Origin of the sequence: Paenibacillus sp. FSL K6-2859, assembly GCF_038008265.1 — a bacterium.
In the GTDB taxonomy this organism is placed as follows: Bacteria; Bacillota; Bacilli; order Paenibacillales; family Paenibacillaceae; genus Paenibacillus_AQ; species Paenibacillus_AQ nitricinens.
Genome location: NZ_JBBOYU010000001.1, coordinates 3,662,500 through 3,675,912, shown reverse-complemented (window position 1 = coordinate 3,675,912; position 13,413 = coordinate 3,662,500). Strand labels below are relative to the sequence as shown.

Sequence of the window (13,413 nt, the reverse complement as noted above, 5' to 3'; positions counted from 1 at the left end):
TTAATCGAGACGCCCGCTTATGCGGGCGTCTCTTTATGTTCGGACGCACAGCAACATGTATGTCCTTACGCCAATCTAGAGTTTCCTCCTATTCCAAAAGCTGCATAAAAATAGGGCAGGCGGAGAATAGTATCTAGAAGATTCCTATTAAGAGGATGATTGCGATGTGGTCTAAAATAGTCTCTTATATTCCCGATTGGACAGTTTTTATACAGGCGGCGATAACGTTGCTCTTTCCCATAGCGGTTTATTATCTTTACAAGCATCTATATTTCTATGTTGGAAGCGGACGCTCCAAGAATTCAGGGGCTAAATCTCAGGATGCTGAACCGAAGAATTCGGACAATCATGCAGCAAATCAACAGGAAACTGAAGCCGATCACCCGCCTTCTAAGTCTACAGGGTTTACTCAAGACTATGATGACGATTTAGCAGCGATAAGAACGGCATTAGAAGCAAATAGTGATGTGTGTTTTCGTGAATTCACAGTCAAAGGTATTCAGGCACGTGCCGCTTTGGTCTATGTTGAGGGCATGCAGAATGAACTGCTAATCAACCAACAGGTGCTACAGAATCTGATGTTTGCCAATGAAATGCAGGCTTCCGAAGGAATATACACCTATATGAAACAGAATATGCTACCGCTGGCTCAGCTAAACGAAACTAGAGATTTGGATCATCTGCAGGAGTCAGTCCTGTTTGGATACACCGCACTGATTGTAGAAGGCATGCGTGAGATGCTGCTGGTTGGCTTTCCACATGGAGCAGTGCGCTCTATTACTGAGCCGACTTCAGAAGCTTTACTGCGGGGACCAAGGATTGGATTTACCGAAGTGCTCAGTGAGAATACCTCTATGCTTCGCCGCCAAGGGCTCAATAAGCATCTGGAAATGCAAAGGTTTGAAGTGGGTAGCGAAATCAAGAAGAACCTGGTTATCGCTTATATGAAAAACATTGTAAATCCAGATCTGCTACAGGAAGTGAAAGACCGGATCTCCAAAATTGATATGGATTTCATTCTGGAATCTGGTTATGTGGAACAGTTAATCGAAGATGATTATTTAAGCCCGTTTCAACAAACACAGAATACAGAAAGACCCGATCGTGTGATTGCCTCCTTATTAGAGGGGAGAATCGCTATCCTGCTGGATGGCACACCGTTTGCCCTCATTGTTCCAGTTACGTTCAGTATGCTATTGCAGTCACCTGAGGACTACTATGAGCGTTGGTTTCCAGGTACACTTTTGCGGGTGCTACGGTTTGGCGCAGCATTTCTGGCTCTGTTAGCCCCAGCTCTGTATATTTCCTTTATCTCCTTTCATCCGGGGCTGATTCCTACGCAGCTAGCGATTTCCATTATCGAAACACGCCAAGGTGTACCTTTCCCTTCATTAATTGAAGTATTGATTCTGGAGATTTCTATTGAAATCTTGCGTGAAGCTGGAATTCGTCTGCCAAAGCCCATAGGACCGGCAATGGGGATTGTCGGAGGACTGATCATTGGAGATGCCGCGGTACAAGCCGGTATTGTAAGTCCCTTTCTGGTAATTGTCGTTGCCGTGACAGCGATCTCTTCGTTTTCCATACCGATGTACAGTGCCGGGATTACCTTGCGGATCTTACGATTCGTAGGTATGTTATTTGCGGCGGTCCTGGGTATGTACGGTACCATCCTTTTTTTTCTGCTAATTTGCAGTCATCTGACTCGACTTTCAAGCTTCGGGGTTCCTTACGTCACCCCAATCTCGCCTTTCCGGGTAAGTGATTGGAAGGATTTGTTCGTCCGTGCGCCGTTATCTATCATGAAGCGAAGACCGGAGATGCTGAAGACCCAGAAGAAAATTCGCAAGTCCTAGAGAATGTATCTAGCAGGAGCAGAGGGGGAGCGCAGTGTTCAAACGTACGGATGACAAGATCACAACCTCACAAGCTGCCATTGTATTGACTAATTCCATGTTGGGTGCTGGCATTTTAACTATGCCAAAAAGTGTTGTCAAGGCTGTACAGACTCCCGATGCTTGGCTTTCAGTAGCGCTGGGTGGTATCGTCGTGTTTTTGGTAATCTTGGTGATGGTGAAGCTTAGCCAACAATTTCCGGGTAAAACGGTCTTTCAGTATTCTAAAAAAATAGTGGGAAATCTCCCAGGTAGTGTGCTGAGTTCACTATTGATTCTTTACTTTATTGTCATTGCTGGCTTCGAAATCCGCGTACTGGCGGAAGTAACATTGTTCTTTCTTCTGGAAGGCACTCCGATCTGGGCGATCGTGATGCCATTTATCTGGGTGGGTACGTATTTGGTGTATGGTGGGATTAATTCCATAGCCCGCGTGTTTCAGATTGTATTTCCGATCAGTATCTTTATCCTGATCATTTGTTTTATTTTAAGCTCCAGAATATTTGATATTCATCATTTACGTCCTTTTCTAAGTGAAGGCATCATGCCGGTCTTCCGGGGGATGAAGTCGAGCATCCTGATCTTTACTGGTTGTGAGGTTGTGATGACGATGACGGCCTTTATGCAGCATCCGCAGGAAGCAGTCAAGGGGATGTTGGTCGGATTATGCATTCCGCTGGTGCTGTATCTGGTTACGATTGTGATGGTGATTGGCGGCTTGTCCATCAATTCAGTAATCACAAGTACCTGGCCTACGATAGATTTGGTACGGAGCTTTGAAATTTCTGGTTTCTTTTTTGAACGATTTGAATTCCCGCTGCTGGTCATTTGGTTGATGCAGATGTTTTGTAATTTTTGCAGCTTTTTCTTTAATGCTTCACTTGGAATCTCACAGGTGTTCAATCTGAAGATTCATCCGGTGATGTTCGCCTTAATGCCCATCATCTTCATCTGTACGATGATCCCTCAACGCATTAATGACGTCTTCAGTCTTGGTGATTCCATTGGCTATATGGGCGTGCTGATCTTTGTATTGTTGCCATTGCTATTGTCGATTGTATTACTGATCAGGAAGAAAGGACTTAAGCAGAATGTTTAGGCAGAGAGCTATACACTTACTAATAGTATCCATTATTTTAATTACACAGCCTGGCTGTTGGAGCAGTAAAGAGATTGAAGATCTAAGTGTTTATACAGGATTGGCGCTTGATAAGGGAGAACCTGATGCACTCGAACGGGAATTCGAGGAACGTGGGGGAAGCTACCAAAAGCAAAATAAAGTTACGGCAACTGTACAAATTATACCTGAAAGAACAATTGGAAATACCGGTAAAGATGGAGAAACAGCCAGAACCCATTTTAACAATGTTTCTGAGACTGGGGATTCTCTGCTTGAAGTATTCCGCCAATTCACCATTCGTCAGAACCGTCCGATTATCGGCCATCATCTCAAGGTTATCGTAATGGCTGATAATCTTGTGCAACAAGTGAAGATCAGACGTTTAATGGATTTTGTGCTGCGAGATAACGATATCCGCCCGAGCTGTCTAATATTTCTAAGCCAAGGGCGTGCGTCCGATACGCTTAAGACGAACTCGGAGGAGATTCCTTCCATTCGACTTGAAGAGATGGTCCAAAACAACTTCAGAACCAGTAAAGTTATGAAGGGGATAACATTGTCCAATCTAGATGCTCTGATGTACTCTAAGCGAAGTTTTGTGTTGCAAAACGTTGTGGAAGCACAAGGTGAGGTGGAATTCTCCGGGGCCGGTATTATCAAGGGAGAGACAGGGCATTGGATCGGCAACCTTGACCAACATGATGTGGAGAGTATTTCCTGGATCAAAGGCGATATTAAGAGCGGGAGCATCAAAGCCTATGATCGGTCGAACGACTCCATTACTTATGAGATTAAATCAGTGAAGAGCAAGATTACACTGAATAAGAGCGATGATAAGGGGATGTCATTTCATGTTGCGATTGAGTCCACTGGACGTCTAATTGAGAATTGGAATGTGGATGAGGATTCCTCGAGTGTAGCTTATTTTAAAGAACTAGAGAAGATATTTGAAGAGAAACTAACCCAACATATCAATGGACTTATCTACAAAATGCAGTCCACTTACAAAGTGGATGTAGCTGGATTCGGTGATTGGCTCAGCATTGAAAAGCCGCATATTTGGAAACAGATGAAGGATCATTGGGACGATGAATTTACGCGGATGCCATTGACCTTTGATATAAAACTTAAAATCACCGATTTTGGTTCCACATCTAAATGATCGCCTCACGTCGAAAATATGGTTCATGGAAGCACCCGAATTAGCGGGTGTTTCGTTATGTTCGGACATATATTGTATTTTTCTAGAAAAAACAAACCATTTATCTTAAATTTGACACCTTGTTGAAAGCGCTTAACAGTACAATAATTAGCCTATAACGAAAATAGGGGGCGTCAAACAATGGTCAGCAAAAAAATGAAGGCAACTTCAACAATTGCGTTATCAGCAGCTTTGGTTTTAAGTATGGCAGCGTGTGGAAATTCAAACAACAATGAGAGTAAAGGCGCTACAGAGTCGAAAGGGAATACAGCTACGAATGCTCCAGATGCCGGAACTACTAAAACCGAAAGCGGTAAGAAGGTCACGATTACTTTTCAAAATATTTATCCGGATCCAGCAACACCTGCTTATAAAATGCTTCATGAATTAGTTGACCAATATGAAAAAGAAAACCCTAACATTCACATCGAACTAGATACTTTGAATACAGACCAACAAAAAGTCAAACTGAAGACACAAGCTGCTTCCAAAGAAGTTCCTGATATTACGATTGTTAACCCGGCTGCACAAATGAAACCCTTCGTTGATGCTAAGCTGTTTGCTCCCCTGAATGATATGCTGGATCAAAATGGACTGAAAGACACTTATCAATCCGGTCTGCTTGATTACTACAGCTTCGATGGCAATGTTTATGCGCTGCCAGATGGTAATAACATCGAGGTAGTCTATTATAATAAAGAACTTTTCGAACAAGCGGGAATCACAGACACTCCTAAAACATTCGATGAATTACTCCAAGATGTAAAAACCTTGAAAGCAAAGGGCATTACGCCAATCGCGATCGGTGAAAAAGATTCCTGGACGGGTTCATTCTTGTTCATGAATATCCTGCTTCGCACCAATGGGGGACCTGGTTTCCTTCAAGATGTGCTGGATGGCAAAAAAACATTTGAAGATCCTGCTTTCATAGAAGCTGTTGACCGTTTCCAAGATCTCGTGCAAGCAGGTGCATTTCCAGATGGAGCTACTTCCATCGATGCTAACGCAGGTGGTAATATCTTTAAATCCGGTAAAGCTGCTATGTGGGTTATCGGTTCTTGGGAAACAGGTGCAATTGACGCATCCTCAGTGGCTGGTAAAGCAGGAGCCTTCCAATTCCCAAGTGTGAATGGTAAAGGTGATCCAAATGAATTCATGCTCGCACCAGGTAGCGCCTTTGCAATTTCTGCGAACAGTGAGCATTTACAAGAAACCAAAGACTTCTTAAACTTCTTTACACTCAACTATCCTAAAAAGCAATTTGAACTCAAAAATGCTGTAGGGATTGGTCAAAAAGTGGATGGAGACCTGAAAGCCGCAGGTTACTCTGATCTGGCGATCAACGTTTCAGGATTATTCAATCAGGTTAAAGGTGGCGACTTGGCCTTTGACAACACTATGAACCCAGCTACGGCACAAGTCCATCTCAGCAGTATCCAAAATCTTTTTGTTCAAAAAGTGGATTCCGCTCAAGTAGCTAAAGAACATCAAACCGCATTTGAAGCAAATAAATAAGAAGGTTTCCAAAACGCGATGCGAGGGTGCTTAAACGCTTCTTCGCATCGTGTTTACATTCTAGGGGGCGGAAATAATGAAGGTACTAAAGGTTCCAGCGCGCACAATCGCCGTCTTCGTGTTACCTTGCCTGCTTTTGTATGTGTGCTTGGTGTTTGCTCCTATTCTAGTATCCTTTTATACAGGATTGCTAAAATGGGACGGAATTACGACTGCGAAGTTTGCTGGACTTGCTAATTTCAAAGATATGTTTTTTCATGATCCGGTATTTTGGCCCTCTGTAAGGAGAACATTACTCTATGCTGTGGCTTCCATGGTGGAAATTCCATTTTGTTTGTTGATGGCTGTCCTTCTAAACCGGTACGTGAGAAAAGGAAACACTTTAGTTTCTATTTACTTTACGCCGGTTATTTTGTCGGTGGTTATCATTGGACAGCTCTGGAAAACGATTTATGACCCGGTATCCATGGGAGGGATGTTGAACGGTGTCCTGATCTCTCTTGGGCTGGATAGCTGGACTCACAATTGGATCACAGAACCTAAAATTGCGATGTTCGCTCTTTATGCAGTTTCTCTATGGCAATATTTCGGCTACCATTTGCTGATTCAATATACCGGTGTTCAGAATATTCCGGATGAGCTGTATGAAGCGGCAAAGATTGATGGGGCTGACGGATTCAAAGCCGATCGATACATTACTTTTCCGCTGATTATTCCAATCTTTAAAATATCTATCGTACTCGCCTTTATAGGGTCTTTGCAGGCTTTTGATCTCGTAATGGTCATGACAGCCGGTGGACCCGCTCATGCTACAGATGTTATCTCCACACATATGTACAACAGTTCATTCTTATCCTTTAAATATGGCTATGGTAGCGCTATCGCTTCTTTCTTGGTCATACTGTGCCTAGTGTTTACTGCTAGCATAAATACGATCTTTAATAAGCTTGAGAAAAAATTCAGTTAGCAAAGGAGTGCGCGATCATGCGGAATGTCAAGCATAAACGCCCAAAGCGTCCTTACAAGGACGGTAAGCGTTTAAGCGAGAAATATAAGGATAATGTATTAAGTGGAACTCATACGTTCTTATATTTCAAGAAAGGACTCGTGTATCTTCTCTTTGCGATTCCTGTCGTTACCCAGCTATATCCTCTTCTATGGCTAATGCTTTATTCCTTGAAGACCAATGAGGAGATTTTGGGAGGACGTTTTTTCTCATTTCCTAAAGTATTTCAGTGGCATAACTATAGCGAGGCTTATAGGTCAGGTAGTTACCTAAAGTATTTATCAAATAGTGTATTGGTTACTGGTGTAACGATGATCTTCGTTATCCTGCTTAGCTCCATGGTAGCTTACGCGATTTCTCGATTCCGTTGGCGTTACGGCAACTTGGTCATGACGATTTTCTTAATGGGGATGATGATTCCCATGCAGGCCACTTTGCTACCACTGATGATCATTTTCAAAAATATGCATATTCTGAATACGCATTTATCGCTCATATTACCTTATGTAGCTTTTTCTACTCCTATAGCGGTGTTTATATTAAGTGGCTTTATGAAGAGCATTCCGCATGAAATCGAAGAATCGGCCTTTATAGATGGGGCGAGCGTATATCGGATCTTCCGCGCGATCATTCTTCCTGTATCCGTGCCACCGGTAATGACTGTGTGTATTCTAACGTTCATCAACATTTGGAATGAGTATATCTTAGCGGCCACCTTCATTTCCTCCGAGAAATTGAAGACCTTGCCCTTTGGCGTGTACACATTCGTTAGTCAGTATTCTGTAAACTATGGAAATATCGGTGCATTTCTAGTGATGGGTGCGTTACCCGTCATTTTAATCTATTTCTTCTTATCTAATCAGATTACAAAAGGAATGGTGGCGGGAGCAGTAAAAGGATAACTCTATATTGCAAATTTCAATAATGGAATTATAATGAAGAAGCAGCAGGACAGATGAGTTTGAGGAGGGAAGCCTTTTTGAGAAACAGCTTTCATTCCATCCACCATCGATTGTTTTTGCTGTTTCTTTTTTGTATGTCTAGCATTCTATTAATTGTGAGTCTGCTCTATTACAACCGGACAACCGTACAGTTTCATGAGAAAATAAGTGATTTGTCGCAGAAGAATGTCGCCCAGACGGCGGATCTATTCAGCTTATTGTACAAAGGGTATGATAGTCTCTCTAAATCACTCAGCAATAACTTTGAACTGATACGTTTGATTAATGAGACAAGCACTGAGCCGGCGGTAGCTTACATCAATGAACAGACAATTACCAATATTCTAGGAGCTATATTTTATTCTCGGGATGATCTCGTAGGTATTCATGTCATTACAGATAAAGGTAAGATTTATAATTACGGAAATTATATGAATGTGGTTGATCCCGATTATATGAAGGAAGATTGGTACCATCAGCTGCAAGCTTCCTCCGGTAAAATGGTCTGGCTCGGCGTCTATGAACATTCTCTTATCGATCAAGTAGAGGATAGTCCTGTGTTTGCCTTTGGCCGTCAGATTTACGATCTCAATGAACACAAACCGATTGGCATTGTTCTGTACGAGACGAATCCGAAGCCTGTTCTGGATGCGCTAGATAATGTGAAGCTGGGTGAGCATAGCCAGGTGTATTTAATGTCGCAGGATGGACGATTCGTATCCTCTGCCGAAGATCAGGAACCTGATTTAACTCAGCTCCCGTCTTTACAGAACTCCCAGAATGTTGTGGTCGAACAGACAGCCAATCGTCTGCTTGTCGCTTCTAAACTGTCCTTCTCTGGTTGGTGGGTGCTTAGTATCACTCCTAATCGCGACCTAAATGTAGAGTTGGTAGAGATGAAACGTTATCTGTTCATTGTATTTTCGATTCTTGTGCTCGTCTCTACTTTAATAGCTTCTATGGTTTCACGAACGATTTCTTTGCCGCTTAAAAAGGTGATTCGAGAGATGAAGCAAGTGGAGATCGGAAATTTTCGGGGAATGGTGAATGTTTCTTCTTATCAAGAGATTAATATTCTTGTTGCTTCGTTTAATCGGATGGTTCGCCGAATCGAAGAACTGATCGAGCGGGTGAAACTTTCTTCCGTCAGTGAGAAGAATGCTGAGCTTCATGCCTTGCAATCTCAAGTGAACCCACATTTTCTATACAATACTTTGGATATGATTTATTGGATGCTGGATGAGGAAGGGAATGAGCAACTGGGTGAACTTGTTCTCTCGCTATCTTCGATGTTCCGGTACAGTAGTCATTGGGAAGTTGACGTAGAAGTCACACTACGAGAAGAACTGGAACAAATTGGACACTATCTAAATATAATTTCTATCCGACTGGAAGGTCGTCTACGGATTGAGATCAATATAGATGAACGATGGCTTGAGGTTCGCCTTCCCAAGATGACTGTACAACCGGTTATTGAAAATGCTGTAAAACATGGCTTGGAATCGCTCGACCGTCAAGGTATTCTGAAGGTGAGTGTAATTGAAGAAGCTGGAGTACTGAACATCGTTGTTCAAGATAATGGCAAAGGTATGGATGCAGAAAAGCTGAATGCGCTAGTGGGATCCTTAGATCGGCCAACAACGAAAGAAAATGGGAAAATGGGGATAGGTCTTCAAAATCTGCACCGGCGGCTCCAGCATATGTTCGGAGAATCCTATGGTCTTGTGATTCGAAGCTTACCTGGAGAAGGAACCGAGGTTGCTATCATGCTGCCGATTCCGCAGGAAGGAGAGCATAGTCTTGAACATTCTCATAGCTGATGATGAACGAGTGATCCGAGAAGGCATTAAGCGCACTATAAGAAGTATCTATCCAGATTATTGTGTACATGTAGCTGCGTCCACAGAAGAAGCAGTCAAGATTATGGAGGAACAATCCATCCATATGGTCTTAACTGATATTCTTATGCCCGGTATGAATGGCCTAGAGTTCATGAGGATTTCTAAGCGGCGGTATCCTTATGTCAAATGGGTAGTCATCTCTGCACACAGTGAGTTTGCCTATGCACAGGAGGCTGTTCGTCTTGGAGCGAGAGATTATCTACTTAAGCCGATCGGTAAAAGCAAGCTACTTGAGATTATTAGTAACTTATCGCTAGAAATAGAGCAGGATCATAAATTTATTAAAGATGAAGACCGATTAAGGTCAAGTCTCAAATATTTAAGAGAAGGTGTATTTCAGAGGCTCGCTTCTGGTTTTAATCTCGGTAATTTAGACATCAGCCAATTAATAGAAGATCATCAATGTTTCTATTTGATTTTGCTCCAAATGGATGCGGGTGATAAAAACATTCGGATAGAACATTTTATTGTAGAAAATGTGTTAACTGAGCTGATAGATCGGGACGGGAGCGGGTTTGTAGTCAGCTATGACCGCCAGAGTCTGCTGGGATTAATCACCTTAAGAGAAGAAGCACGATTAGAAACTTTTCTGGAAGATGGGCGTACCTATTTGAAGCAATATTTAAAAACACCCTTCCAAATGATCCATTCCGGACTTAGCTACGATATAAATACTGTACCTCAGATCGTAACGAGCTTAAGAGAGGCAGTGAATTCTCAAGTGTTGGATTTAACGCCAGCGAAAGGTAGTGGCGAAAAAGCCATCGACATCGCATTGCAATATGTAAAAGAACACTATTTCGAAGACCTTACTTTAGAAAAGATTGCCTCCGTTGTATTTCTGAATCCGGTTTACTTCAGTCAATTATTTAAACAGAAGACGGGTCAAGGCTATAAGGAATACGTGACATCCTTACGTTTGGAACAAGCAAAGCTACTGCTTGTAAACTCGAAGCTTAAGGTGGCAGAAATCGCCGAACGTATTGGATATCAGGACATGCGGCATTTTACACAGATGTTCCGCAAGCGGTTCCTAGTAACTCCGACGGAGTATCGCCAGCAGCTTAATAATGGAACCTACTGAATGGTTCATAGGATTGGAAAAAGGATCTCTGCAGCCATTAGGGTGGCTATAGAGATCCTTTTCTTCTGTGGATCAGTAATGGGGGTAATTTGCTGCTGCATATATAAAAATAACGAAAAATAAAATGAATATGGCGTAAAGTAGAGTGCCGACAATCCCGCATACCAGACCCGCAATAGCTAAGCCTCTTCCTTGCTCATACCGAATCCGTATTTCTTTAAGGGATAGGGCAGACAGAATAACCGCTACAATCCCTAACAAAAATCCGATATAAGGAACAATTATGGAAAGTACTCCTAAAACGAAACCAGCTATTGATTTGCCATTCATCGGTGTTGGTGGGGGCGGGGGAGGATAATAGTTTTGATTCTCGTTCGGCACATAACTCATTCAAATCACCTCCTATCAAGCGTGTTATTGGATGTAGTTAATCCAGTGTTCAAGCTGTACACAAGGAATGAGTCCAATAGATTCAGCTAGTCTGATGGACGCTTGATTTGTTTCAAGCACATGATAGCGTGGAATAAACCCTCGTTCTAACGTTTCTTGTATGGCGGTTTGGACCACCTTTTTCGCATACCCGTTTCTTTGTGAGGATTCTAATGTATGTAGAGCGCCGATTTCCCAGATGGTTTCTTCATTACGGAACGCTAGGCAGGTACTGACCGGATTGCCGTCTAGGTAAATTGACACGGAAAAAGCACCATTTTGAAAATAGTCTTCTATTTCATCTTTCGTGTAATGATTAGCGGCCCATAGCGGAATTAATCTGTCGTCAACCATATGACTGATAACAACTTCTTCGTCCTTCGGAAAGATTTGACCCTCAACTGTACTGTATGAGTAGAACCCCCGGACTTTCTCCATTGAAAATTGTGATGATAAGGCCTCTGTGTAGTTCACGTCTTGCAGTTTAAAAACAAATTTTGCTTGCGGAGGCAGCAATTGAAACAGAGCCGGAAATACATCTGGGCTGCTGTAATCCATAAATACGATGTAATCCGCTTGAGGATATACTCTATGATCATATGCGTAGGCTGAGGCAGGAAGAAGCAATAAAACACCCCATTGACTTCCTTGCTCCACAAGATGAGACTCCATGACTTTCTGGAATGAGGTTAGCATTTTTAATAAACTGACATTCTTCAAGGGTTCCTTGCGCAATTTGGTCATAATTCGGTCATTCTGGTGCATGTTATTAACTCCTCGCTAAATAGAATCAAATATAAATTGTACTTATGTAGATCATATATATTTGGATGATTATTATATCGCAGAAATACGTAAGCTTGACAGTGACTGCTATAATGTATTAGGAAAATAAAGCTTGCTGTTTGATGCAGCATACGTAATCGGAGGCACAGAAATTTCATGACACAATCTATCACACCCGCTGCAGTTCGTGTAGGAGGAGGCCTAACTAAGCAATTCATACTTATATTAGCTATTGCATCAGGATTAAGCGTGGCAAATATGTATTACAATCAGCCCCTTCTGGCCGATATTGGACGAACCTTCCATGCATCCTCTAACGCAGTAGGATATGTATCGATGCTTACTCAGATCGGTTATGCGCTTGGGATGTTATTGTTTGTTCCGTTGGGCGACATTCGTGAACGAAGAACACTAATATCCGGACTTCTTATTGCCGTATCATTATCACTCGTTGGTTTTGCTACAGCTCAGAACCTTATTTGGATGTATATTGCCAGTTTTGCTATTGGCATAACTACGGTGGTGCCGCAGGTTATCATTCCTCTCTCCGCAGAGCTTGCTCTGCCAGAAGAACGAGGTAAGGTTATTGGAACCGTAATGAGCGGGCTGTTTTTTGGTATTTTGCTGGCAAGAACGATATCCGGAATTATAGGAGATATGTTCGGCTGGAGAGCGATGTACTGGATTGCTGCAGTTATAATGCTATTGTTATCCCTTATCTTATACCAACTAATTCCAAAGACGAAACCAGAAAATAATTCATCCTATACGGATCTACTGAAATCAATGGGGAATTTGATTCGCAGATATTCGACGCTTCGTGAAGCATCACTGATTGGGGCTTGTATGTTTGGTGGCTTCAGCGTGTTCTGGACTTCACTGGCTTTCTTTTTAGAAGGTGAACCTTACCACTATAGTAGCTCTATCACAGGCTTGTTTGGGTTGATCGGTGTAGCAGGTGCTGCGGGTGCTCCATTTATCGGGAGGTTAGCTGACAGGATCGCACCGAAAAAGATAGTAGGTATACTACTGTTGCTGACATTGATTGCTTATGGATTCTTCGGTTTAGCTGGATTTACAATCTGGAGCCTGATTGCCGGTGTTATTATTCTGGATCTTGGCGTACAAGGGTCACAGGTTAGTAACCAAACACGGATCTATGCACTTGAGCCGGCGGCCCGCAGCCGAATAAATACTGTGTTTATGGTCAGCACTTTTACAGGTGGCGCAATTGGATCAACACTTGGAAGCTTTGCATGGCAGCATTGGGGCTGGAATGGCGTCTGTCTGATGGGTGGAATGCTAATTGTGGCCGCTATATGCATATGGATAGTCTATAGAGGAATTGAGAAGAAGGCATTAAACGCAGGAGGTGCATGAGCATCAATCTGAAGGCGGAAATGGTAAAGGTTGTCCCGTATGACCCCGAGTGGAAGGTAGAATTCAATAGAATTAGAGTTCAGTTGTTATCTTATGTTGGCGACCTCATTGTTACGATAGAGCATGTGGGGAGTACTTCCATTGAAGGCTGACTA

General features: G+C 42.6%; 12 protein-coding genes. 10 read left to right on the top strand and 2 right to left on the bottom strand.

The genetic code is table 11. The features are described 5' to 3' along the window. The first annotated feature begins 164 nt into the window (after positions 1-164). The 8 genes from MHB64_RS16150 (at position 165) to MHB64_RS16115 (ending at position 10,663) form a co-directional block, all read left to right on the top strand. A complete protein-coding gene (locus MHB64_RS16150; protein WP_341134882.1) occupies positions 165-1,856 on the top strand; it encodes a spore germination protein in 1,692 nt (563 codons plus the stop codon). Positions 1,857-1,890: 34 nt separating this feature from the next. Next, positions 1,891-2,994 carry a GerAB/ArcD/ProY family transporter gene (locus MHB64_RS16145; RefSeq protein WP_341134881.1) on the top strand — a complete coding sequence of 368 codons (1,104 nt, stop codon included), beginning with the start codon at positions 1,891-1,893 and terminating at the stop codon, positions 2,992-2,994. After that, positions 2,987-4,177: a Ger(x)C family spore germination protein gene (locus MHB64_RS16140; protein WP_094869081.1), complete on the top strand. Its 1,191-nt coding sequence runs from the start codon at positions 2,987-2,989 to the stop codon at positions 4,175-4,177. Before MHB64_RS16145 ends, MHB64_RS16140 begins: the two co-directional genes overlap by 8 nt. A 180-nt stretch (positions 4,178-4,357) precedes the next feature. Further along, positions 4,358-5,731, top strand: coding sequence for an extracellular solute-binding protein (locus MHB64_RS16135; protein ID WP_094869080.1), 1,374 nt, complete (start codon positions 4,358-4,360; stop codon positions 5,729-5,731). Positions 5,732-5,807: 76 nt separating this feature from the next. Next, the gene (locus tag MHB64_RS16130; protein ID WP_094869079.1) at positions 5,808-6,698 is read left to right on the top strand and encodes a carbohydrate ABC transporter permease; all 891 of its coding nucleotides are present in this window, start codon (positions 5,808-5,810) and stop codon (positions 6,696-6,698) included. 17 nt (positions 6,699-6,715) lie between these two features. Then, the gene (locus MHB64_RS16125) at positions 6,716-7,639 is read left to right on the top strand and encodes a carbohydrate ABC transporter permease (protein ID WP_341134880.1); all 924 of its coding nucleotides are present in this window, start codon (positions 6,716-6,718) and stop codon (positions 7,637-7,639) included. 77 nt (positions 7,640-7,716) lie between these two features. After that, a complete protein-coding gene (locus MHB64_RS16120) occupies positions 7,717-9,498 on the top strand; it encodes a cache domain-containing sensor histidine kinase (protein ID WP_094869078.1) in 1,782 nt (593 codons plus the stop codon). Then, complete coding sequence (locus tag MHB64_RS16115) at positions 9,479-10,663, top strand: response regulator (protein WP_094869077.1); 1,185 nt, start codon at positions 9,479-9,481, stop codon at positions 10,661-10,663. Before MHB64_RS16120 ends, MHB64_RS16115 begins: the two co-directional genes overlap by 20 nt. A gap of 72 nt (positions 10,664-10,735) precedes the next feature. On the opposite strand, the gene MHB64_RS16110 is transcribed toward MHB64_RS16115, so the two are convergent. Then, complete coding sequence (locus MHB64_RS16110; RefSeq protein ID WP_280786296.1) at positions 10,736-11,053, bottom strand: DUF4190 domain-containing protein; 318 nt, start codon at positions 11,051-11,053, stop codon at positions 10,736-10,738. A 24-nt stretch (positions 11,054-11,077) separates the two neighbouring features. Then, positions 11,078-11,857 (bottom strand): GNAT family N-acetyltransferase, encoded by a 780-nt coding sequence (locus tag MHB64_RS16105; protein ID WP_341134879.1) that lies wholly within the window; start codon positions 11,855-11,857, stop codon positions 11,078-11,080. A 177-nt stretch (positions 11,858-12,034) separates the two neighbouring features. Between MHB64_RS16105 and MHB64_RS16100 the strand changes: the two genes are divergently transcribed. Then, positions 12,035-13,258, top strand: a complete 1,224-nt coding sequence (locus MHB64_RS16100; protein ID WP_094869074.1) for an MFS transporter — start codon at positions 12,035-12,037, stop codon at positions 13,256-13,258. After that, positions 13,255-13,410 carry a GrpB family protein gene (locus MHB64_RS16095; protein ID WP_341134878.1) on the top strand — a complete coding sequence of 52 codons (156 nt, stop codon included), beginning with the start codon at positions 13,255-13,257 and terminating at the stop codon, positions 13,408-13,410. The genes MHB64_RS16100 and MHB64_RS16095 overlap by 4 nt, the downstream gene beginning before the upstream one ends. Positions 13,411-13,413 lie beyond the last annotated feature (3 nt).

Coding starts and splice junctions, on each gene's coding strand:
- MHB64_RS16150 (WP_341134882.1), top strand. CDS start 165: ATGTGGTCTAAAATAGTCTCTTATATTCCCGATTGGACAGTTTTTATA.
- MHB64_RS16140 (WP_094869081.1), top strand. CDS start 2,987: ATGTTTAGGCAGAGAGCTATACACTTACTAATAGTATCCATTATTTTA.
- MHB64_RS16135 (WP_094869080.1), top strand. CDS start 4,358: ATGGTCAGCAAAAAAATGAAGGCAACTTCAACAATTGCGTTATCAGCA.
- MHB64_RS16130 (WP_094869079.1), top strand. CDS start 5,808: ATGAAGGTACTAAAGGTTCCAGCGCGCACAATCGCCGTCTTCGTGTTA.
- MHB64_RS16125 (WP_341134880.1), top strand. CDS start 6,716: ATGCGGAATGTCAAGCATAAACGCCCAAAGCGTCCTTACAAGGACGGT.
- MHB64_RS16110 (WP_280786296.1), bottom strand. CDS start 11,053: ATGAGTTATGTGCCGAACGAGAATCAAAACTATTATCCTCCCCCGCCC.
- MHB64_RS16105 (WP_341134879.1), bottom strand. CDS start 11,857: ATGCACCAGAATGACCGAATTATGACCAAATTGCGCAAGGAACCCTTG.
- MHB64_RS16100 (WP_094869074.1), top strand. CDS start 12,035: ATGACACAATCTATCACACCCGCTGCAGTTCGTGTAGGAGGAGGCCTA.
- MHB64_RS16095 (WP_341134878.1), top strand. CDS start 13,255: ATGAGCATCAATCTGAAGGCGGAAATGGTAAAGGTTGTCCCGTATGAC.